Origin of the sequence: Streptomyces sp. XH2 (assembly GCF_049725035.1) — a bacterium.
Lineage (GTDB): Bacteria > Actinomycetota > Actinomycetes > Streptomycetales > Streptomycetaceae > Streptomyces > Streptomyces roseoverticillatus.
Map to the genome: position 1 here is coordinate 296,230 of NZ_JBMMMZ010000001.1, position 21,799 is coordinate 318,028.

Genomic DNA, 21,799 nt, shown 5'->3' on the forward strand with positions numbered 1-21,799 from the left:
GGCACCCTGGCGGGTCCCCCGGGGGTGCCCCGGCCCCCCGGGGGGGGGGGGGCGCGGGGCAACGCGCTCGTCGTCGCGCCTCCGTCCGGGCGCGACCAGCGGGCGTGCCCGGCGCCGCCACTGCCCGCTGGTCCCGGCGGCCGAGGCCGTTCGGCCCTTCCTGCCCGGGCGCTCTTGGCGATCTCCTGATCAGGCAGCGGAGGAACACCGTCCCCCGGCACCGGCGCCCCGGGCGGCCGGGAGCGGACGGATACCACCGGTGGGCGCATTCCGGTGGCGGTCCGAACGGTCTGATGGGAGAACACCACACATGTTGAGGCCGGCAGTTGACCCGGAGGAGACCGAGGACGCGCGGCAGGGCGCCGCGGAACGGGCGCGGACCGGCGAGGTCCGTCCCCTCCTCGGAGCCGGGCGCACCTTCGCCTGGATGCTGATCGTCACCGGCGCGCTGGGCCTGCTCGCCTCCTTCGTGATCACCGTCGACAAGTTCCGGCTGCTTCAGGAGCCGGGCTTCCGGCCGTCGTGCAGCATCAACCCGGTGCTCTCGTGCACGAACGTGATGAGCAGCCCGCAGGCATCGGTGTTCGGCTTCCCCAACCCGCTGCTCGGTCTGGCCGGCTACGGCGCCGTCACGCTGATCGGCTTCGGTCTGCTGGCGGGGGCCGGCTACCGCCGCTGGTTCTGGATCGGGCTGAACCTGGGCACGCTGCTCGGCGCGGGCTTCTGCATGTGGCTGATGGCCCAGGCGCTGTACTCGATCGGCGCGCTGTGCCTGTGGTGCTGCCTGGCCTGGTTCGCCACCATCGCCATGTTCTGGTGCACGACCCTGCACAACCTCAAGCACGGGATCGTCCCGGCACCCCGCCGCCCGGTGATCGGACTGCTGGAGTTTCCCTGGGCGGTGCCGGTGACCTGGTACCTCGTCATCGCGATGCTCATCGCGACCCGGTTCTGGACGTACTGGCGGTCCCTGATCTGACCCCCTGCCGACCGGCACCGGGCAGGGACCGCGGCGGTCCTGCCCCGCAGGCCGTCCCGCGTCCGCCTTCCGGGGCGCCGCGGCGGGAAACGAGCCGACCGGCCCGAGGGGAGAGACGTCCGGACGCTGCCGCGACCGGACGGCGGAGAGATCATAGGAGAGAGCCCGGCCGGGAACCCGGCCGTCCGAAGGGAGACTCCGGTGACACCACCACCCCTGGACGACACCTCCGTGGCACAGCTGGTGGGGGACGCCGCGGCCGCTCCGTCCATGCACAACGCCCAGCCGTGGCGCTTCCGCTACGCGCGGGGAAGCGGCACCTTCCGGGTGTACGCCGACTTCGAGCGGACCATGCCGCACTCCGACCCGGAGGGCCGCGCCCTTCACCTGGGATGCGGTGCTGCCTTGTTCAACCTCCGCGTCGCCGTCGCGAACGCCGGCCTGCACCCGCAGGTCGACCTGCTGCCCGACCCCTCCGACGCGTCACTGCTCGCGGCCGTCCGGGCAACCGCACCGGGTGACGAGCGGGACGCGGACCTCGGGCTGCTCCACCCCGCGATCCGCGAGCGGCACACCAGCCGGTACCCGTTCACGGAGACCGACATCCCGGAGGACCTGCGGTCCGCCCTCATGGACGCCGCGCGCCGGGAGGGCGCCACCCTCGCCTTCCCCTCCTCCTGGCACCTGCGCTGGGTCCAGGAGCTCGCCGAAGAGGCCGAGGCCCGCAATCTCACCGACGCCGGCAGCGAGGAGGACCTGGCCCGCTGGACCAGGACCGGCCCCGAAGAGGCCGACACCTCCCCCGACGGCGTGCCCGCGTACGCCTTCGGTCCCCGCAAACGCGGCGGCCGGGCCCCCATGCGCGACTTCTCCGGCGGCAGGCCGTCGGCCGACCTGGGGTCGACGCCCTTCGAGACCAACCCCCACTTGGCGCTGCTCACGACGGAGGAGGACGGTCCGCGCGACTGGCTGGTCGCCGGCCAGGCCATGGAGCGCGTCCTGCTCCTGGCCACGGCGAAGGGGCTCGCCACCTCCTTCTCCACGCAGGCCCTCGAATGGCCCGACCTGCGCTGGCCCCTGCGCGACCCCGTCAGCGGCACGGGCCGGGTGCAGATGATCCTGCGGCTCGGATACGGCCCGAAAGGCCCGGGCGCGCCCCGGCGCCCCGTGGGCGACGTGCTCGGCTTCGAGCCGTAGCTCCCCGGTGGCCCGGCGCGCCCCTCCGAACCGGGGAACCGGCCGAGCCGGCGGCCGACCGGTCCACCGCCATGGCCCGGTCGGCCCCTGCCGCGGGACTCCGCCCGGCCCGACGCTGAAAGCAGCGACAGGCCGACGAAGGGCTCGCCATGGCGGACACCACGGATACGGCGCACACCGCACAAGCTGTCGGTTCTCCCGGCACCACGGACACCCGGCACCCTGCCGGGAAGGTCCCCGCTCCACCGGCGGACGGCACCACCGCGGAGATCCGGCCGGCGGATGTCACCGGTCTCCAGCGGCTGCTGCGCCCCCGGTCGATCGCCGTGGTGGGAGCCGGGCGCCGTGCGGGGTCCGCCGGACGGGCGGTGCTGCGCAGCATCCGGGCCGGCGGTTTCGCCGGGCGCCTGTACGCGATCAACCCGCATGCTCATGCGATCGACCGCGTGCCGTGTCATCCGTCCGTGGCGGACCTGCCGTGCACTCCCGACCTCGTCGTCCTGGCCGTTCCCCCGGCGGCCGTGCCCGGCGCCGCGGAGGAGTGCGGCACGCTCGGTGCGGGCGGCCTGGTCGTGGTGACCTCCCGGCTGGACGCGGAGCAGGCGTCCGGGCTCCTGTCGGCGTGCCGCCGGCACGGCATGCGGCTGGTGGGGCCGGGCTGCCTGGGCATCGTCAACACCGAGGCCGGGGTCCGGCTGGACGCCACGTTCGCGACCCGGCGGCCGCTGTCCGGCACGGCCGGGGTCGCCGTGCAGTCCGGCGGCGTGGGCATCGCCCTGCTGGGCGGGCTGTCCCGCCTCGGCATCGGCGTCTCCACGTTCGTTTCCCTGGGCGACAAGTACGACGTCAGCGGCAACGACATGCTCCAGTGGTGGGAGAACGACGGGCACACGGACCTGGCCATCCTGCACCTGGAGTCCTTCGGCAACCCGCGCGCCTTCTCCCGCACCGCACGCCGGGTCGGCCACCGGATGCCGGTGCTCACCGTGGACGCGGGCCGTTCGGAGCCGGGGCGCAGGGCCGCCGCTTCGCACACGGCCGCGGCCGCGACCCGGGCCATGACCCGGCAGGCGCTGTTCGACCAGGCCGGGGTCATCGCCACGCGCAGCATCGCCGAGCTCGTCGACACCGCAGCCCTGCTGCACGCACAGCCCCTGCCCGCGGGGCGCAGCGTCGCCGTCGTGACGAACGCGGGCGGGGCCGGGGTGCTCGCGGCCGACGCCTGTGCCGAGGCGGGCCTGAGCGTGCCCCTCTTCGACCCCGGAACGGCCGCCGAGCTATCGGCCCTCCTGCCTCCCGGAGCCGTCACGGCCAACCCCGTGGACGCCACCGCGGCCGTTTCCGAAGCGCAGCTGCGCGCCTGCGTCGACCGGCTGGCGCAGAGCGAGGCCGTCGACGCCGTGCTGGTGGCCCTGGTCCCCACCGCACTGGCCGCGGCGACCGGCGATGATCTCACCCGGGCCCTCGTCCCGCGGGGCCCCGCGTGCCGGATCCGCACGGTCGCCGCGGTCCTTCTCGACCAGAGCGTGCCCGCCGCGCTCCTGCCCGCGGGCGACGGCCGGCCGGTGCCCGCCTACGCCGACCCCCTGTCCGCCGCCCGGGCCCTCGCCCACGCCGCCGCCCACGCCCGCCGCCGGGACCGGCTCCCGGGCACCGTTCCCGAGCTGACCGGCATCGATGCGGACGCCGCGGCGGCGGTCGTGGACGCCCATCTCGCCCGCCACCCGGAGGGCGGCTGGCTCGACCCCCTGGCCTGCGCGAAGCTGCTGGGCAGCTACGGCATCCCGCAGCTGCCCTGGGAGTGGGCGACCGACGAGGACCAGGCCGTGGCCGCGGCCGCCCGGCTCGCCGGCCCGGACGGGCGCGTCGTCGTGAAGGCCCACTGGCCGGGGCTGCTGCACAAGAGCGAGCGCGGCGCGATCCACCTCGACCTGATGAACGCCTCGCAGGTGCGGGCCGCCTACCGCGATCTGGACACCCGCTTCGGCGACGTGCTCTCCGGAGTGGTCGTACAGCCACTGGCCGAACGCGGCACCGAACTGGTCGCCGGCGTGGTCCAGGACGAGGTCTTCGGCCCGCTGGTCCTCTTCGGCCTCGGCGGCACGGCCACCGAGCTGCTCGCCGACCGGGCGGCCCGGCTCGCACCGCTCGACGACCGGGACGCGCACGAGCTCATCACTTCTCCGCGCTGCGCCCCGCTGCTGCTCGGCCACCGCGGGGCCCGCCCGGTGGACCTGCGAGGCCTGGAACAGCTGCTGCTGCGGCTGTCCCGGATGGCCTGCGACCTGCCCCGGCTCGCCGAGGCCGAACTCAACCCGGTCCTGGCGCGGCCGGGCGGGGTGACCACGCTCGACGTCCGCGTACGGCTGGAGCCGTGCCGCGCCCGCAATCCCCATCTGCCCCGGCCGCGCTGACGCGCCCCGCCCGAAGCGGGCGTGACGGCCGGCCCGAGAGGAAGGAGAAGCCGTGAAGCACTGCAAGACCGGCACCGTCATGAAGGACGACGTCGTCCGTGCGGAGCCCGGCACGCCCTTCAAAGAGGTCGTGCGGCTCCTCGCCGAGCACCGCATCAGCGGCCTGCCGGTCGTGGACCCCCGCGGCAAGGTGCTCGGGGTGATCTCCGAGACCGATCTGCTCACCCGCCCGGGCGCCGGGGCCGGCGGCCCGGGCCGCCGGGGGCGGCGCCCCCGGCGCGGGCGCGCCGCCCGCAGGTCGGCCGCCAAGGCCCGTGCCCGCACGGCGGAGCAGCTGATGACCGCGCCGGCCGTGACCGTACGCGCCGGGGACAGCATCGCCGAGGCCGCCCGGACCATGGCCCGCCACCGCGTCGAGCGGCTGCCCGTCGTCGACGAGGAGAACCGTCTGGTCGGCATCGTCACCCGCCGCGAACTGCTGCAGGTGTTCCTGCGCACCGACGCCGACATCCGCCAAGAAGTCGTCGATGAGGTCCTCGTCCGCACCCTGTGGCTGGCTCCCCATGCCGTCGACGTCGCCGTGGCCGACGGAGTGGTCACCCTTGCGGGTGAGCTGGAGCAGCTCAGCGAGGTGCAGGTGGCCCTGCGGATGACGAAGGAGATCGACGGCGTCGTGGCGGTGGTGGACAAGCTGACGCACCGCGTCGACGACTCGCGCCTCCGGCCCGACGAGCAGGCCTTGCATGGCGTCGCGGACGGATGGCTGCGCAGACTCTGAGGAGTCAGGACGGGCACACCGGCGAGGAGAGACGGTGAACGACGACGGGAAGGCCGGCGGACACGCCGGAGCACCGGACGGCCGGCTGGACCAGGACATCTACCAGCAGGAGCTGTTCCGGCTCCAGACGGAGCTGGCCAAGCTGCAGGAGTGGGTGCGGGCCGAGGGGGCCCGGCTCGTCGTCGTCTTCGAGGGGCGGGACGCCGCGGGCAAGGGCGGGGTGATCAAACGTGTGACGGAGCGCCTCAACCCGCGCGTCGCACGGACGGTCGCCCTGCCCGTGCCGACCGACCGCGAGCGCGGCCAGTGGTACTTCCAGCGCTACGTCGCGCACCTCCCCTCGGCGGGCGAGATCGTGCTGTTCGACCGCAGCTGGTACAACCGCGCCGGCGTCGAGCGCGTCATGGGCTTCTGCACCGAGCAGGAGTACCGGCTCTTCCTGCGCCAGTGCCCGGTCTTCGAGCGGCTGCTGACCGAGGACGGCATCCTGCTGCGCAAGTACTGGTTCTCCGTCAGTGACGCCGTCCAGGAACAGCGCTTCCGCAGCCGTCTGGAGGACCCCACTCGCCGCTGGAAGCTGTCGGCCATGGACCTGGAGTCCGTCACCCGGTGGGAGGCGTACTCCCGGGCCAAGGACGAGATGTTCGCCCGCACGGACACCGCCGAAGCGCCCTGGTACGTCGTCGAGAGCGACGACAAACGCAGCGCCCGGATCAACATGATCGCGCACCTGCTGTCCACCGTGCCCTACCGGGATGTCCCCCGGCCGGATCTGACGCTGCCTCCGCGTCCGCCCGCCCACGGCTACCGGCGCCCGCCACGAGACCAGCAGACCCACGTCCCCGACCACGCCGGAACTCTCGCACCCGGCACGGCCCCTGACGGCCCCTGAAGACCGATTCCGCCCGAAGGCACAAGCGATTCCTTTGAAGACACATCCGTTTGGAGACACGGAGGAACTTCCCATGGATCCAGTCATCACCGCCGGGCTCGACGGTTCTCCCGAGAGCAGGTCCGCCGCGCTGTGGGCGGCGGGCGAGGCACAGCTCCGCGGCTGCACGCTGCGGCTGCTGCACGCGTGGGTCCTGCTCTCCCCGTCGAAGCAGGAGGACACCGCCGGCGCGGACCAGAACTACTGGGCACGAAGGATCGTCGACGACGCGCAGGAGGAGATCCGCCGGCACTACCCGGACCTGCCCGTCTGCGAGGACCTCGTGGCGGCGGACCCGGGGCCCGCGCTGCTGGCCGCTGCTGCGGAGTCCGATGCGCTCGTGCTCGGCTCCCGGGGCATGGCGCCCGTCGCGGCGTATTTCCTCGGGGACACCGGCCTGCACGTGATGGCGCGGGCGGGCAGTCCGGTGGTGGTCGTCCGCGCCCGGGGCGACGCGGCGGAAGACACCGGAAAGCCGTGGCCTCCGCCGTCCGCCCAGGGCGACGTGGTCCTGGCCCTGAGCCTGCACGGCCCGTGCGACCCGCTCTTCGATTTCGCCTTCGACGCGGCCGCGCGCCGGGGCGTGCCCCTGCGGGCCGTCCACGGCAGGAGCCTGCCGGTGCAGGCGTACGCTCCCTGGGGCATCGATCCCGACGTCGGGGAGGAACTTGCCGTCGATGCGCGGAAGGAGCTTCACGACGCGCTGCGCCCGTGGCGCTCGAAGTTTCCCGGGGTGGAGCTCACCGAGACCGTGCACCTGGAAAGCCCCGCCCGGGTGGTCTTGCGGGCCGCGGGCGGGGCGGGTCTGCTGGTCGCCGGCCGCCGGCAGAAGCGACCTGCTCTCGCCCCGCCCTTCGGGCCCGTCCTGCAGGCGGCCCTCCACCACGCCCCCTGCCCGGTGGCGGTCGTTCCGCACGAGTGACACGCGTGGCCGCGCCACCGGCGGATGCCGCCCCCGGGTGCCCGGGGGCGGCTGGAACCGCCTCTTCCCACTCCCCTCTCCCCTCAGAACTGAGGACCGACGACGGGCGGCTCGGGGAGCCGGTGCCGGACGACCGGGCCGGAGAGCCGCAGTTCGACGTTCACCACGCCTTCCACGGCCCGTACCAGCCGTGCCATGACCGGGACCAGCGCCGTGTCGTGGAGGGTCCCGGTGAGGGTCACCACGCCTTCCTTCACATGGGCTTCCACCGTGGGCGCCCGGTGGCGGAAGAAGTGACCGATCACCTCACGGCGTACTTCGTCGGCGATGTCCTCGTCGTCACGGAGGTAGACCTTGAGCAGGTCGCTGCGGCTCACTATGCCGACCAGCTTCCCTTCGCCGTCCACGACCGGAAGGCGCTTGACGCGCTGGTGCGCCATGGCGCGGGCGGCCTCGGCGAGCGTCGCGTCCCCGTGGACGGTCACCGCGGGGGTGGACATCAGCTCCCCGGCCGTCCCGGCTCCGGCCTTCACCAGTTCGTCCAGGTGGCGCATCTGCTCCAGGCGCGAGGGGTCGCGGTCCTTGAACTCCTGCTTCGGCAGCAGGTCCGCCTCGGAGACCACTCCGACGACGCGGCCCTCGCCCTCCAGGACGGGCAGAGCACTGACCTTCCACTGTGCGAGCGTTTTGGCGATCTCCTTGAAGGGTGCGGCGCGGCTGACCGCGACGACCGTCTGGGTCATCACGTCGCTGACGGTGTGCGGGGTGTCCTTCATCAGGGGCTCCTCCTTCTCGGCGGGCTGTATCCCGCGCGCTCCTGCTGCTGCTGCACGATGCGTTCCCGGACCGAGACCACGCCGTCCACAGCACGGCACAGCCTCACCAGGGCGGGGACCGTGCCCCGGTCCTGCACGGATCCCGTGAGCGTGACCTGCCCTTCGCTCACGTCGGCCGCGACGGCCGACGGGGCCAGCCCCAGGGTGCGTTCCAGGAGGTCGTGGACGATCTCCTCGCGGATGGCACGGTCGTCACGCAGGAAGACCCGCAGCAGGTCACCGCGGCTGACGATGCCCACCAGCCTGTCGGCCTCGTCGACCACGGGCAGCCGTTTGACGCCCTCGACGGCCATGAGGCGGGCCGCCTCGACGACGTTCCATCCGGGCCGTGCGCAGACGGCGGGCGCCGACATCAGTTCCTCCGCCCGGGTGCCCTCGGCCCTGGCGCGCTCCCACGCCTCCAGGCACGGCACCGGAAGGCGGCCGAACGGGTCCGTCTGATCCGCCGACTTGCACATCAGGTCGCCCTCGGAGACCACGCCCACCACCCGGTTCCCGGCGTCCACCACGGGCACGGCCGTGACGTCGTTCTGCGCGAGTTCCTTGACGATCTCCTTGAACGGGGTCGCCGGCCCCACACTGACGACCTTCTTCGTCATGAGCTCGTCAACAGTGCGGTGCTGCATGGCGCTCACCCTCCAGAGGCCGCGGCCGGCCGGTCCCGGCCTGCCTGATGCCAGCGTGCCCGGCAGAGGGCGGCCTTTGCATGAGCCGCACGGCCCCGCAGGAGGGACGCTCGGCCCCTCATCCGGCCGGCGAAGGCCGTTGCCGGACTCGGCGTCGACCGGCGCATCCGACGACAAGACGTGAGATCGTCCGCGGCAGCGTCAACGGCGTCCTCATCGAGGTGACCTGACGGGCGCCCGCCCGCGAGGCGGCCTCGACGGCGGCGCGCCGCTCAGTCCGGGGCGCCCGGACCGGCCCCGCGCGCCGCCGTGCCCGTTTCCCCCGTGGGCAGTGGAATTTCCCAGGTCAGAAGCGTACCGCCGCCGGGTGGCGTACCGAATCGCAGGCGCCCGCCGTGGCGTTCCGCCCGCTCGGCGAGGTTCCGGAGGCCGCTGCGGCGGCCTCCGGAAGGCATACCGACACCGTTGTCGGTCACCGTGAGCACCAGGGACCGGCCGTCGTTGGCCACGGCGACGTCCGCGGAAGCCGCGTGCGCGTGCCGGGCGACGTTGGCCAGGGCTTCTCCCAGGACGGCGACCACGTCGTCGGCGGCGGCACGGGGCACCTGGGTATCCAGCAGACCCTCCATCCGAAGGCTGGGCGTGAAGCCGAGAAGCGCGGCCGCCTCCCCTGCCGTCCGCACCACGCGCATGCGCAGCCCGTGCTGGGGCGCGGTCTCCCGGGACCGCAGCCCGAAGATCGTCGACCTGATGATCTTGATGGTTTCGTCCAGGTCGCCCACCGCGCGCTGCACGCGTTCCGACGCCTGCGGATGATCGATGAAACGGTCGGCGCTCTGCAGGGTCATGCCCGTGGCGAACAACCGCTGGATCGCCAGATCGTGCAGGTCACGGGCGATCCGGTCGCGTTCCTCCAGCAACGTGAGCTGCTCGGCGTCCATGCGGCGTTCGGCCAGCTCCATGGCGAGGGCCGCCTGTCCGGCGAAGCGCAGCAGGGGCTCGACCTCCGTCTCCGAGAACACCGGCCGGCCCGCGCCCCGGGCCAGGAAAAGCACTCCCTTCACCGTCTCTCCGGAGGTGATCGGCACCGCGACCGCCGGCCCGAGCCCCGCCACGGCTCCGGGTACCCCCGTCACCCTCGGGTCCTCCGCGACTCCCGCGCTGCACACCGGCTCGCGCCCGGCGAAGGCGGCTCCGGCCAGGGTGCCCTCCACCGGGAGCCTGAGACCGCGGACGTCATCGGCCGCCTCGCCGGTGGCGACGTCGACCGTCAGCGCCGAGCCGTCCTTGAGCGGCAGCGACACCGTGGCCAGCCGGGCCTCGGTGATCTCCTTCGCCAGCTCGGCGATCTGGGCGGTCACGCTCGCCCGCGGGCTGCCGGACATCAGGCTGTTGGTCACCTGCGCACCGGCTCGCAGCCAGCGTTCGCGCCGCGTGGACTCCTCGTACAACCGTGCGTTGTCGATGGCGACCCCGGCGGCGACGGCGAGCGTGGAGAGCACCGCCTCGTCCTCCTCGTCGAAGTGCGCCCCGCCGCGCTTCTCGGTCAGGTAGAGGTTCCCGAACACCTGGTCGCGGACCCGGATGGGGACACCGAGGAAGCTGTGCATCGGCGGGTGGTTGGGCGGGAATCCGTACGAGGCGGCGTGCGCGGAGATCTCGGGCAGCCGCAGCGGCTCGGGACGGCGGATCAGTTCACCCAGCAGACCGTGCCCGGAGGGGAACGGCCCGATCGCCTTGATCTGCTCGTCGGTCAGCCCGACCGTCAGGAACTGCGAAAGCCTCCGCCCGTCGGGCCCGATGACCCCCAGAGCGCCGTACCGGGCTTCGACCAGCGCCACCGCCGCCTCGATGATGCGACGCAGCACGTGCTCCACGTCCAGCCCGCGGCCGACCGAGAGCACCGCCTCCAGCAGGCTGTGCACCCGGTCCCTGGTGCCGCGCGCGGCGTCCAGCCGGGCCTGCAGTTCACCCAGCAGCTCGTCCAGCCTGAGATGCGGCAACCGGACCGGACCGTCCCCGATGGTCTCCAACGCGTCTCCTCACGGGTGCGCCCGACAGATCCCGAAGGGGCCTCCCCCGGACCACCGTATCCGCCTGTTTACGGAGCAGAAGCGTCTCGGCGCACGGAGGCCGGAAGAGGCTCCCGCTCGTCGCGGGCGGCGACGCTCCGCAGCGGTTGCCCGGCGGCTGACGCTCCCTCCGATGAGCGAGCACGCGATCACGCACCGGACCGATCGGGGCCGAAGAGGGGTTGCACCGCGCGCGGCATCAGGCGCGGTGTGCCAGCAGGTCGTCCAGTTCGGCCGCGAAGAGCAGGGCCGGGTCGAAGCCCATGTTGGTGAAGTGGCCGGCGAGTTCCAGGGACAGGAGGCCGTGCAGCCGGGTCCAGACGGTCAGGGCCCGGTGGAGGGCCGCGGGCGGGGCGGGGTGGCCGCCGGCCCAGTCCCGGTGGTCTTCCAGGTGGGCGCTGAACGGAGCCGCGGAGCCGTCCGGAGCGAGGGCGGTGCACGCGTCGAGCAAGGTTGTCATGATCTCGGAGGAGATGCCGGTGATGTCCTCGGGCGCGTGATAACCGGGGACGGGAGTGCCGTAGATGAGGAAATACCGCTGGGGGTCTTCCAGGGCCCAGCCGCGTAGCGCGTGTGCCAGGCCGGCCAGGCCGGCACCGCCGGCGGAGGCGGCGCGGAAGGTATCGGCGAGACTTCGGTACGCCTCGCGGATGAGTTCGGTGATGAGCTCGTCGCGGCTGGCGAAGTAGCGGTAGAGCGCGGGGCCGCTCATGCCCATCCGTTTGGCGATCGCGTTGAGGGAGAGCGCGGACGCCCCCGCCGTGGCGATCTGCTCCCAGGCGTGCTCCTTGATCTCCGCCCGCACCTGGGCGCGATAGCGCTCCCGCGGGGTCTTCCCGTCCGTCTTCACCACGGGCCCGGCCCACCGCCTTCCCCACTCATGCCACTACACCTTCAAGATTGAACTAGAGGCTATCACTCAACCGTTGACCCATCACTCCGCATTGCGTTATACCTTATAACGAACACGTGAGCTTCTAGCTCAATGCGTAGTGCGCGCACGTCTGACGTCCACCCGACAGCGAACGCTCGCCCAGCAGACAACACTCGCCCGCCGACTGACACCGACCTGACAAGGGGAACACCATGTCCGGCATGCACAGCACTCGAAACCGCGCCGCCTTGTTCGCGGCCCCGCTTCTCGTCATCGGCGCGCTCGGGGCCGCTGCCGCACCCGCCGGGGCCACCGCCTCGCACCCCGCCGCGTCCCTCACCTGCCGCGGGGAAGACGTCGACCCCGACGCCCGGGTTCGCCACCGGACGGAAACCGTGATCCACGCGCCACTGCGCACCATCTGGAAGCTGCAGACCGACGTGGAGCGCTGGCCGTTCCGGCAGAACGCCGTCACGACCGCGGAACGCCTCGATCACGGCCCGTTCCGCGAGGGTTCGGCGTTCCGGTGGACGACCCCGATACCTCCCAACCCCACGACTCCCGCCACCCGCCTGGAGATCACCTCGACCGTCGAGCAGCTCAAGCACAACACCTGCATCCGCTGGACCGGCCCCGCGGTCGCTGAAGGACTGCGCATCGACGGCGTCCACGTGTGGAACTTCGCCAAGGTCCATGGCGGCGTCCGGGTGAGCACCGAAGAGACCCACACCGGCGCCCAGGTCGCAGCGGACGTTCCCGCCGCGACCAAGATCCTCCGCGAGGGACTCGAAGCGTGGCTGCGCGACCTCAAGGCCGCCGCCGAAGCCCCCGCCCCCAACCCGCCGCGCTGAACCACGGAGCCGACCCGCCGGAGGTGCCGGAGGACGCGCAGTTCAGCGGCACAGAGCCGTGTCCACGACCTTCTCGATGCGCTCCTTGGCCGCCTGGTTCGGCTGCATGGTCACCGCGACGTCGGCGGCGCGGCCGTCGTCGGTGACACCGCCCCTGGTCTCGTATCCCGTCATGCTGCCGCCGTGGCCCCAGTAGACACCGCCGCACGACAGCGGCCTGCTCATGAGCCCCAGTCCGTAGCGGACGCCGGAGCCGAAGGCTTCAGCGGGGACGGTGGTGCGCATCTGGTCGAGCTGGGCCTCCGGGAGGAGCCGGCCGGCCAGGAGCGCGGCGAAGAACTGGTTGAGGTCGGAGTTGGTGGAGATCATCTGACCTGCCGCCCATCCCCAGGAAGGGTCCCATTCCGTGACGTCGACCTTGGGCGCGCCTGCCGACTCCTGGTAGTAGCCCTTGGGATGGGGTTCCCGGATGGTCGTGTCACCGGGGGCGGGGAAATAGGTGTGGCGCAGCCCGGCGCGTTTGATGATGCGCTGCTCCATCTCCTGGGCGAGGGCGTGGCCGGTGACCTTCTGGATGATCAGTCCCGCCACCACGTAGTTCGTGTTGCTGTACGCCCATTTCGTCCCAGGGGTGAAGTCGGCCTTGTACCGGAGAGCGATGTCCAGGAGGTCGCGCGGGTCGTAGTACCTCGGCTCCAGCTCGGCTTTGCTGTAGTCCGGAAGTCCGCTGGTGTGCTGGAGGAGCTGCCGGACGGTGATGCGTCGCCCGTCGATCCCCTTCCCGCGGACGAGCCCCGGCAGGTAGGTGTCGACCGGGGCGTCCAGGCCGATCTTCCCTTCACCGACCAGCTGCAGCACGACCACTGCGGTGAACGTCTTCGTGTTGCTGCCGATCCGCACCTGCCCGTCCCGGGGCACCTTCGAGCCGGTGGCCAGGTCGGCGACCCCTGCGGTGTAGGTACGGGTAAGGCCGTCACGAGCCTTCACGCTTGCCAGCGCGGCGGGCATGCCGTCAGTGCGCACCAGTGCGTTCAGGCCCTGCTGGACGGCGTCGGGCCTGCTGGCGGCAGACGCCGCCGGCGGTGTCAGCGCACCCACCGCCATGACGCCGACGGCTACCGCGGCCGCGAACGGCACGGCGCTGCGCCGATCGCCACGTCGCCATCCGGAAGAACGGAACTTTTGCCATGCCTGTTCACGCACGGGTCAACTCCTGGGGAATTGCTGGAAGATCAACGGAATGTGCCGGGCCCAGCATGTCCGTACGCGGCCGCCCGCTGCGATCCGGCCACCCTCCCACTGCAGGTGGGGCTATCCCCCGGTGGGCTCACCAGGCGGTGGGGAACCGGGGGCGGACGGCATGCCGTCCGGCACGCCGGCTGAGCTCGCGCATGCAACCGCCCCCAGGCAGGTGAGCCTCCTGCGGATGCCCGTGGGGTGACGCCTCGCGGGGTTGACACCCTCTGGTGCCCTTCCTGACGGCTGTGCCACCATGCCCTCCGCCCGCAACACGAGACGTAACGGAGCGGATGGCCATGGGTGATCACCGCAAGCCGGACCCGGACTTGGACAAGGGCAAGCCACCGCCCGGCAATACCGACGGGCAGGTGCCTCCCCCGCCTCCTCCGTCCGGCACGCGCAGAAAATGACGCCGGTGCGCGAACTGAGCTCCCTGCGCCGGGCTCACGACGCGGAGATGGAACGGCTCCACGGGTGGCCCGAGCGCTCCCCGTGGATCCGCCGGGCCGTCGCAGCGCTCCCCCGCGACCACTTCGCCCCCGACCGGCTCTGGCAGTGGGACGGTCACGCCTACGTCCCCGTCGACCGCGATATCGATCCGGGACGATGGGCGGGACTGGTGTACGGCAGTCCCCACGAAGCGGCCGTCACCCAAGTCATCGGCGGCCTGGCGACGTCCAGCCTGTCCTGCGAGTCCGTCGTCGCCGACATGCTCGACTGCCTCGGCGTCCGGCCCGGCCACCACGTGCTCGAACTCGGGACCGGAACCGGCCGCAACGCAGCTCTTCTCGCCCACCGGGCGGGCCCCGGCCGCGTCGTCAGCATCGAGACCGACCCCGGCCTGGCCGAGCACGCACGACAGCGTCTGAAGAAGAGCGGCGCAGACGTGCAGGTGATCGTCGGAGACGGCGCCGCAGGCCGGCCGCAAGCCGGGACTTCCGAACCTTTCGACCGGGTGATCTCTACCTACGCCGTCGATGCCGTCCCTTGGGCATGGGTCGAGCAGACCCGGCCCGGCGGCCGCATCGTCACCCCCTGGGGTCACCTCGGCCTCGTGTCCCTGACCGTGGCCGGCGACGGAAACTCCGCGCGCGGCCACGTCCAAGGGCTCGCCCAGTTCATGCCCGCGCGCGGGGGTTCCGGCGGTCCGGACGGAGACTTCTCCCGGGTACGCGCCGGACGCGAACCCGAGCACGAACACCACGTCCGCCTCGATCTGTCCCCGCTGCACGCAGACTGGCACCTCCGGTTCGCGTTGCGGGTCCTGCTGCCGGACGTGCACATCGCCGTCAGCACGGACACCGACGGAACCAACGCCTGGCTCAACGACAGCACGGCGTCCTGGGCCGCGTTCTACGCCCAGGACGACGGCACTGTCCTCGTCTGCCAGGGCGGGCCGCGCCGGTTGGCCGAAGGCCTCGAAGAGGCCTGGAACTGGTGGAGGGCCGCAGGCGAGCCCGATCTGTACGACTGGGGGATGACGGTCACCCCGGAGCGCCAGTGGATGTGGGTGAGGGAGGAGTCCACGTCGATGCCGGTCTTCCCCGGCGGTGCCGGCCCGGTCGCCGAGTAGGCCGGACGCCCCGCCGCTGCCTCGCGGCGGCGCCACGTTCCCCGAGCCGTGGGCAGGCGCAGCCGCCCCTCGCCGGGCTCGTTCAGGAGTCGGTCGATCCGTCAACGGGCCGGGGCGAGGGCGACGCCGGTGGCACCGAGGCGTCGGTCAGCAGAGGGAACAACCTGGCGACCGCGGCTACGGCCATGGCTCCGGCAGGGCGCGCGGCGGGTGTCCGTTCCCGTTCGCGGTAGCCGGCCAGGAGGCCGCGGATGGAGGCGGCGAGTTCGGTCACCTCCTTTGGGGTGAGGTGGACCACCGCACTGAAACTCTCGTCGTGCCGCCACTCGGCCGGCGCCTGGTCCCGGTGGGCCAGCCAGTGCTGGTAGCTCTCGTCTTCCAGGCCGCGCGCGAGTGTGTCGAACTCTTCCGGTGCTTGCCGGTCGGTCCGGTCAGTCCGGTCAGTCCGGCCGGTCCGATCGAGGGGCCCCCAGCGCAACCGCCACGGCCGTGCCCTGCTGTCCGTCTGGGGGGCCTCCTCGATGAGGCCGTGCCGGGCGAGCTGGCGCAGGTGGAAGGAGCAGAGGCCGGAGCTGTAGCCGAGGCGTTGGGCGGCCTGGGTGGAGGTGAGGGTGCCGGCCTCGGCGAGCAGGTCCAGCAGGGCAATCCGGACGGGGTGTTCGGGGAGGGAGGGCCGGTTGCGGTGCGGCAGCGGGCCCGTTCGCTTGTTGTCGTCTTCTGCGTCGCTCACTTTGCAAAGTCTGCTACTTTGCAAAGTGTTCGGTCAAGATCACCGGGCCGGGGCTTCGGCCCCTGCCCGGTTGAGGAATGTTCGGAAGGCGTTGGTAGTTCATGGCTGTTCGGTCCGGTCACGATGCTCATGACCGTCAGGCTCACGACCGTCGGGTGCGGGTGCAGGGTGAGCCTGTCGAGAGCTATCCACGGCGTGCCCCGGAGGCGGAACGGGGCGAGGTACGCCGCATCACCGTCGTCGGGGAGGAGATCCTGGCGCGCAGGTGCCGGGAGGTCACCGAGTTCGGCACTCCGGAACTGTCACGGCTGATCGATGACATGTTCGCCACCAACCAGGCGGCCGAGGGCGCGGGGCTCGCCGCCAATCAGATCGGTGTCGACCTGCAGTTGTTCGTATGGGACATCACGGACGAGTGGGGGGTGCGGCACGTGGGCCACATCGCCAACCCCGTTCTCGACGACGTACCGGCGGAGGATCGTGTGCTGGTCGAGGAGTCGGAGGGCTGCTTGTCGGTCCCCGGCCCCTACCGCATGGTGCCGCGTCCGGACCGTGCTGTCGTCCGGGGCCGCGACAAGGACGGCGAGCCGCTGGTGATCGAGGGCAGGGGCTACTTCGCCCGGTGCCTGCAGCACGAGACGGACCACCTCCACGGTCACCTGTACCTGGACCGGCTCGGCCGGAGGGAACGGAAGTCGGCGCTCGGCGAGATGGCCGCGGTCAAGGACGAGGTGTTCGCCCGGCGTGCCGCTCTGGCTCAGAAGCTCGGCAAGTGACGCATTGGGCACAGCCGGGGCTGCTGTCACCGGACCGGGCCGGCTCAGAAGCTCCGCAAGTGACGGCTTCGGCACAGCCGGGGCCGCTGTCACCGGACGGGGATCCTCACTAAATACGTGGCGACGCACGGGACTTCAACGCTAGGGTCCGGCCCGGACACGAGCTCGCATCAGGCTCAGCCGAGCACTTCGGCTGATCACGAGAGGAGCGGTACGTGGAGGGGTTCGATCCCGGCACGAGCTTCGGATATGAGGTGTCCCAGCGGTACGACGAGGATCCGCGCGGTGATGAGGACGCAACGGTCGCTTTCCTGGCCGGGCTCGCCGGGCTCGCCGGGCAGAACAGCGCCCTGGAGTTCGCAGTGGGCACCGGCCGGATCGCGCTGCCCCTGAGGGAAGCCGGGGTACGGGTGGACGGGATCGAGCTGTCGCACGACATGGTCGACCGGATGCGCGAGAAGCCCGGCGGCGATCACGTCGACGTGACCATGGGCGACATGTCCCGCGTCACCACCGGCCGGACCTACGGTCTCGTCTACCTGGTCTTCAACACGATCGGCAACCTGCTCACCCAGGACGACCAGGTCCGGTGCTTCCGGAACGCCGCCGGTCATCTCACCGAGGACGGCGTGTTCGTCGTCGAATGCCGCATCCCCACCGCGCCCTCGCGCTCCGGGCATCAGTACCTCGACACCGAGCACGTCGGCCTGGACTACGTCGACCTCGATGCCGGTCGCTACGACCCGCTCACCCAGGTCCTCGACCTCCATCACATCCGCATCAGCAGCGAGGGGATCAGGCTCTCCCCCATCCGGCTGCGTCTGGCCCACCCGCCCGAGTTCGACCTCATGGCCCGCATCGCCGGACTCCGGCTCCGCGAGCGTTGGGGCGGCTGGAACGGCGAGCCGTACACCGCCGCGAGTTGGCGCCACATCAGCGTGTACGAGCGAGCAGGCGGTACGACGTAACAGGCGCCCGGCAAGACGTGCAGCGGCGCGGCCCGGCCGTGCGCAGCGACGTTTCTCACCGTCGTCGACCAGGCCTCACTCCACCTCGCGGTGGGCGAGCGGCAGCCGCGGCCCGCGCAGCAGCACGGCCGGTCCGACCGGCCCCCACGTGCACCGTCAGCCCGTCGGCCCGTCACCCGGCATTGAACCGGCCCTCCGCGTGCCTGCCCCAGGCGCTGCTCGCCTCTCTGCTACGGGGTCACGGCTACGAGGAGGTCACGGCACGGTCGTCCAGCGCTGACGGGCGTCGTCGCTGCACGTCTCGGTCGTCACGTAGCCCGTCTCCCGTGCCGGTGCCACCAGGCACGTGTGTGCGGCTTCGTTGCGGACGCGGAGGCTGCCGTCGGCGTAGGTCTCCACCTGCCGGCGGTGGCCCGTGCCGTCGGTCTAGCTGCCGCGGTCGGTGCAGCCGTGCAGCACGGAACGGTCGCCGGGACGGGGCCGCTCCCCGTTCAGGAGGTCGATGCACCGTCCGCTGCCGCGTCCCTTGAGCCGGACGAGGTTGTCGCCGCTGCCGGCGTACTGGATGTCCCATCGCTGGCTGACGGCCCCGATGTCGCGCCGGCGGATGGTCAGTGGCGTGCCGTCGTGGCCGGGCCCGCTGAAGTTGTCGAGGAACAGGCCGTTGTACACACGCAGCTGGTACCGCTTGTCCTCGCCCTCCCACGCGCGCTCGTCCACCGCGCGGGAGTTGTCCCACCACAGCTGGGCGGAGCTGTCACCGCACGTGAGGGCCGCGACCTCCCCGTTCTTCCCACCGGTCAGGCACAGCTCCGGGTGGCGGGAGTTGCGCCAGCGCAGCGGGCCGCCGGGCGCGCACCTCGTCCGCGCGGGCGTGGGTGACCATCGCCAGGTTGACCCGGCCGCTCACCCAGCGGTCCCGCCTCGTGGTGCGGTCGCGCCGCGGGTCGGTCTGGAGGAAGTACACGTGGCGGCGGTGGTGGCGGTACTCCCACTGGGTGTGGTTCACGGAGCCCGGCAGGCCCGCCGGGAACGGACCGGGGATGGGGATCGACTCGCCGGTGCCGCGGGTCCGGTGCGGTTCGGCGGGGGGCCCGCTGCCGGCCTCCTGGAACGCGACCACTTCGTGGTGCATCGTCAGGGGGCCGACCTCGCCGCCCCATGGACCTGCGTCTTCCAGTCGCGGAAACCTCGCGCGCAAGCGCCACCGGACCGGAGAAATGGCCTTACCGGCGACGAAGACGGACCCCCGCGCAAAGAAGCGGTGCACCCCGCTCGGGGTGCACCGCGTCGGTCCCCGGCACCCGAACCGGGGCAGCGAGGGGTCACCACCTGCGGCGGTCGCTACCCGCGACTGCTGCAGGAGCGCCCCGCGGGCGGAGGTCAGCCGATCGTGATCATTTTGGCGACGCCGGGGACCCCCGCCGCGTCGAGTGCGAAGAGCATGTAGGTGCCGGGCAGGGCCACTCCGGGATCGTCCGGGACCTTCAGTTCGTAGGAGGCCCCGCCCGCGGGGTTGCGGTTCGTCTGCCGGAAGGTCAGCGGGACCCTCCTCTGGTCGTTGTCGACCGAATGCGTCGCCGCTCCGGCCCGTACCAGCGAGAAGGCGGTGACGGGCTTGTCGGTCGTCACCGGCAGGGCGGCGCCGTTCGCGATCCTGGCGGGCGGCGTACTGGTGATGGCCGGGCGGGGCTTGCGGGTGCCGTCCGGGTTGAGGAGGTACGGCGGGGTGAAGATCGCCCCGTCGGCGTGGTTGGTCGCGCAGTCACCGCACAGCCCTCCCCCGCCCGAGAAGATCCGCCCGTCGGGCAGCAGGTTCGCCACGCTGTGGTAGTTGCGCGGGACCGCCATACTGGCCATCTTCGTGAAGGCGCCCGTCGCCGGGTCCCAGAGCTCCGGGGTCATCACCGAGGTGGCGTCGCTGAAGGGGACGGGGTAGGACTGCCCGCCGAACACCGCCACCTTGCCGTCCGGCAGGACGACGCTGTTGCTGAACGAACGGGCGTAGGCCATGTCCCCCGTGCGCTTGCTGACGGGCCGGGGGCCGTCGCCGAGGTCGACGGTATAGGCGCGGCGGGTGGCGTTCGCGTTCTCGTACGCGGTAGCTCCGCCAAGGGTCAGGAGCTTGCCGATGTCGTAGGAGACGGCGTTGCCGTTCATGGCGTCCGCGCTGTCGGCGCGTGTTCCCGCCGGGGTGATGGTGCCGTTGCCGGTGGTGTCGATCCAGTTCAGCTGCTTGCTCGGCCCGAGGTGCAGCACCCGGCCGCGGGACGTGGCATGCAGCCACTGGTGGTTGTCGGCACGGTAGGGTCCGGCGGGGTCGGCGGTCAAGGTGTCCTTGGCGGGTACGCCGGGCAACGTGCGCCACTTGCCGCTCGCCGGGGACCAGACCTCTCCGTCCTTGTCCCCGCGGGCACCGCTCCAGGATCCGCCGAGCACGAACGCGTCGCCGTTCGAGAGCAGTGTCATCGCCTGGTAGCCGCGGGGGATGTTCATCTCACCGGTCGCGGACCAGGTGTCGGTGCGCGGGTCGTAGATGCTGGCGCGGGAGGCGTTGCTGCCCCCGGTGACCAGTACCCGGCCGTCGGAGAGCATGGCGATGCCGGGACAGAACATGTCGTGGCCGGTGTTGTCGACCCGGCGCTGGGTGACCTGCCCGGTGCCGAGGTCCATGACGGCGGTCTGGGTGTATCCGTTGCTGCCCCCGAACCGGTCGATCGCGTACGCGGACCAGGCCAGCAGCTTGTTGTTCGACAGGACGGCGGTGGCCACGGGGACGAGCGGGAAACCGGTGACCCGGTCCCAGGTGCCGGAGACGGCAGGGTCGGCGGGGCCGCTCAGCCGGATCTCGGCGGCGGAGCTCCACGGGCCGCGGTTGCCGGCCTCGGTGGTCGCGGTCAGCCGCACGAACCGGGCCGGAGTCGGCCGGGTGAACGTCGTGCTCTTGACCGTGTCGTCGTCCTTCCACACACCGCCGGCCACGGGGGCCCCGAACGAGACGCCGTCGAGACTTGTGGCGACGGAGTACGCGCCGATGCGCCCGTTGGGACCGCCGCCGGACTTGCGGGGCTGGTAGGTGAGCGCGGAGACCGTCTGCGTGCGGTGCATGTCGATGGTGATGGAGTGCGGCAGCGGGGCCGCGCTCCCCGACCACCGGCTGTGCCAGAGGGTGTCGGCGTCGCCGTCCAGGACGTTGGCAGCACGGTTGTCGGCCCGCGCGGTCTCCTCGTCGCTCGCGGAGGCGGTCCAGCCGGTGGTGGGCAGCTCGACGACGGAAGCGGGCAGCCCCGGGTCACCCAGCAGCTGGATCTCGGCGGCCGAGCTCCAGGGACCGCGCTTGCCCGCCTCGGAGGTGGCGGTCAGCCGGACGAACCGGGTGCCACGAGCGGCGAAGCTCAGCGTCTTGGTCGTGGCGTCGTCGGCCAGGGTTCCACTTGCCACGGCCGCGCCCCAGTTCTGCCCGTCGGCGCTGAGGTGGATGGCGTACTCGCCGATCCGGCCGTTGGGGCCGTCGGCGCGCGGCTGGTAGAGGAGCGCGGACACCACTTCGGTGCGGTGCATGTCGATGGTGATGGAGTGCGGCAGCGGGGCCGCGCTCCCCGACCACCGGCTGTGCCAGAGGGTGTCGGCCTTGCCGTCCAGGACGTTGGCGGCACGGTTGTCGGCCCGCGCGGTCTCCTCGTCGCTCGCGGAGGCGGTCCAGCCCGCCCTGGAGAGCACGGGCGCCGCCGGCTCCATGGCCGAGGCCGGTGCCGCGGCGTGGTGCGGGCGTGACGGATGGACGTCGCGGTCCTCGGCTGCGGCCCCACCGCCGCGGGCGCCCAGTACGGGCAGGAAGGCTGTGAGCACCGCCATCAGGGCGAGCAGGACGAGCCCTTGGGATCTGAGACGGGATCTGAGACGGGGTCTGAGGCGAGAGAGGCGGAAGGGGTCGGTCCGGTGGGATATGCCGGTCCGGCGGGACAGCTCGGGTAACACATCAGCTCCTGGAGGGTCTGGAAGGCCGGGTCCGTTACATCTGTCAGGTCTGTCA

The 21,799-nt window shown here is 72.1% G+C and carries 20 protein-coding genes; 10 read left to right on the top strand and 10 right to left on the bottom strand.

Annotated elements, in window-relative coordinates; translation table 11 throughout:
- The first annotated feature begins 310 nt into the window (after positions 1-310).
- The 6 genes from ACOTKD_RS01305 to ACOTKD_RS01330 all read left to right on the top strand — a co-directional run bounded on the left by ACOTKD_RS01305 (position 311) and on the right by ACOTKD_RS01330 (position 7,221).
- Positions 311-979, top strand: a complete 669-nt coding sequence (locus ACOTKD_RS01305; RefSeq protein ID WP_424886929.1) for a vitamin K epoxide reductase family protein — start codon at positions 311-313, stop codon at positions 977-979.
- 201 nt (positions 980-1,180) lie between these two features.
- Positions 1,181-2,176 carry an Acg family FMN-binding oxidoreductase gene (locus ACOTKD_RS01310; protein ID WP_424886930.1) on the top strand — a complete coding sequence of 332 codons (996 nt, stop codon included), beginning with the start codon at positions 1,181-1,183 and terminating at the stop codon, positions 2,174-2,176.
- A 149-nt stretch (positions 2,177-2,325) separates the two neighbouring features.
- The gene (locus ACOTKD_RS01315; protein ID WP_424886931.1) at positions 2,326-4,590 is read left to right on the top strand and encodes an acetate--CoA ligase family protein; all 2,265 of its coding nucleotides are present in this window, start codon (positions 2,326-2,328) and stop codon (positions 4,588-4,590) included.
- Positions 4,591-4,642: 52 nt separating this feature from the next.
- Positions 4,643-5,368 (top strand): CBS domain-containing protein, encoded by a 726-nt coding sequence (locus ACOTKD_RS01320; protein ID WP_424886932.1) that lies wholly within the window; start codon positions 4,643-4,645, stop codon positions 5,366-5,368.
- Between the two features lie 34 nt (positions 5,369-5,402).
- Positions 5,403-6,260, top strand: a complete 858-nt coding sequence (gene ppk2, locus ACOTKD_RS01325; RefSeq protein ID WP_424886933.1) for a polyphosphate kinase 2 — start codon at positions 5,403-5,405, stop codon at positions 6,258-6,260.
- A gap of 73 nt (positions 6,261-6,333) precedes the next feature.
- On the top strand, positions 6,334-7,221 hold the full coding sequence (locus ACOTKD_RS01330) for a universal stress protein (RefSeq protein ID WP_424886934.1): 888 nt from the start codon (positions 6,334-6,336) through the stop codon (positions 7,219-7,221).
- An 83-nt stretch (positions 7,222-7,304) separates the two neighbouring features.
- Here ACOTKD_RS01330 and ACOTKD_RS01335 read toward each other — a convergent pair whose 3' ends face one another.
- The 4 genes from ACOTKD_RS01335 to ACOTKD_RS01350 all read right to left on the bottom strand — a co-directional run bounded on the left by ACOTKD_RS01335 (position 7,305) and on the right by ACOTKD_RS01350 (position 11,608).
- Positions 7,305-7,997, bottom strand: coding sequence for a CBS domain-containing protein (locus ACOTKD_RS01335; protein WP_424886935.1), 693 nt, complete (start codon positions 7,995-7,997; stop codon positions 7,305-7,307).
- Entirely contained in the window at positions 7,997-8,683 is a 687-nt protein-coding gene (locus tag ACOTKD_RS01340) for a CBS domain-containing protein (protein ID WP_424886936.1), read from the bottom strand. The genes ACOTKD_RS01335 and ACOTKD_RS01340 overlap by 1 nt, the downstream gene beginning before the upstream one ends.
- Positions 8,684-8,955: 272 nt before the next feature.
- Positions 8,956-10,716: a GAF domain-containing protein gene (locus tag ACOTKD_RS01345; RefSeq protein ID WP_424886937.1), complete on the bottom strand. Its 1,761-nt coding sequence runs from the start codon at positions 10,714-10,716 to the stop codon at positions 8,956-8,958.
- A gap of 238 nt (positions 10,717-10,954) precedes the next feature.
- Positions 10,955-11,608 (bottom strand): TetR/AcrR family transcriptional regulator, encoded by a 654-nt coding sequence (locus tag ACOTKD_RS01350; RefSeq protein ID WP_424886938.1) that lies wholly within the window; start codon positions 11,606-11,608, stop codon positions 10,955-10,957.
- A 233-nt stretch (positions 11,609-11,841) separates the two neighbouring features.
- Here ACOTKD_RS01350 and ACOTKD_RS01355 point away from each other — a divergent pair, with 233 nt between their 5' ends.
- Positions 11,842-12,480: an SRPBCC family protein gene (locus ACOTKD_RS01355; RefSeq protein WP_424886939.1), complete on the top strand. Its 639-nt coding sequence runs from the start codon at positions 11,842-11,844 to the stop codon at positions 12,478-12,480.
- 42 nt (positions 12,481-12,522) lie between these two features.
- Here the strand turns inward: ACOTKD_RS01355 and ACOTKD_RS01360 are convergent, their stop codons facing one another.
- A complete protein-coding gene (locus ACOTKD_RS01360) occupies positions 12,523-13,617 on the bottom strand; it encodes a serine hydrolase domain-containing protein (RefSeq protein WP_424886940.1) in 1,095 nt (364 codons plus the stop codon).
- A gap of 508 nt (positions 13,618-14,125) precedes the next feature.
- Here ACOTKD_RS01360 and ACOTKD_RS01365 point away from each other — a divergent pair.
- The gene (locus ACOTKD_RS01365; RefSeq protein ID WP_424886941.1) at positions 14,126-15,292 is read left to right on the top strand and encodes a methyltransferase domain-containing protein; all 1,167 of its coding nucleotides are present in this window, start codon (positions 14,126-14,128) and stop codon (positions 15,290-15,292) included.
- An 82-nt stretch (positions 15,293-15,374) separates the two neighbouring features.
- Here the strand turns inward: ACOTKD_RS01365 and ACOTKD_RS01370 are convergent, their stop codons facing one another.
- On the bottom strand, positions 15,375-16,022 hold the full coding sequence (locus ACOTKD_RS01370; protein ID WP_424886942.1) for a helix-turn-helix domain-containing protein: 648 nt from the start codon (positions 16,020-16,022) through the stop codon (positions 15,375-15,377).
- 101 nt (positions 16,023-16,123) lie between these two features.
- Here ACOTKD_RS01370 and def point away from each other — a divergent pair, with 101 nt between their 5' ends.
- Positions 16,124-16,798 (top strand): peptide deformylase, encoded by a 675-nt coding sequence (def, locus tag ACOTKD_RS01375; protein ID WP_424886943.1) that lies wholly within the window; start codon positions 16,124-16,126, stop codon positions 16,796-16,798.
- Positions 16,799-17,013: 215 nt separating this feature from the next.
- A complete protein-coding gene (locus tag ACOTKD_RS01380) occupies positions 17,014-17,766 on the top strand; it encodes a class I SAM-dependent DNA methyltransferase (protein ID WP_424886944.1) in 753 nt (250 codons plus the stop codon).
- Between the two features lie 255 nt (positions 17,767-18,021).
- Here the strand turns inward: ACOTKD_RS01380 and ACOTKD_RS01385 are convergent, their stop codons facing one another.
- The 4 genes from ACOTKD_RS01385 to ACOTKD_RS01400 all read right to left on the bottom strand — a co-directional run bounded on the left by ACOTKD_RS01385 (position 18,022) and on the right by ACOTKD_RS01400 (position 21,621).
- A complete protein-coding gene (locus ACOTKD_RS01385; RefSeq protein ID WP_424886945.1) occupies positions 18,022-18,165 on the bottom strand; it encodes a hypothetical protein in 144 nt (47 codons plus the stop codon).
- 27 nt (positions 18,166-18,192) lie between these two features.
- Entirely contained in the window at positions 18,193-18,486 is a 294-nt protein-coding gene (locus ACOTKD_RS01390; protein WP_424886946.1) for an RICIN domain-containing protein, read from the bottom strand.
- A 37-nt stretch (positions 18,487-18,523) separates the two neighbouring features.
- The gene (locus ACOTKD_RS01395) at positions 18,524-18,901 is read right to left on the bottom strand and encodes a hypothetical protein (protein ID WP_424886947.1); all 378 of its coding nucleotides are present in this window, start codon (positions 18,899-18,901) and stop codon (positions 18,524-18,526) included.
- 248 nt (positions 18,902-19,149) lie between these two features.
- A complete protein-coding gene (locus ACOTKD_RS01400; RefSeq protein WP_424886948.1) occupies positions 19,150-21,621 on the bottom strand; it encodes a discoidin domain-containing protein in 2,472 nt (823 codons plus the stop codon).
- Between the last annotated feature and the right edge of the window lie 178 nt (positions 21,622-21,799).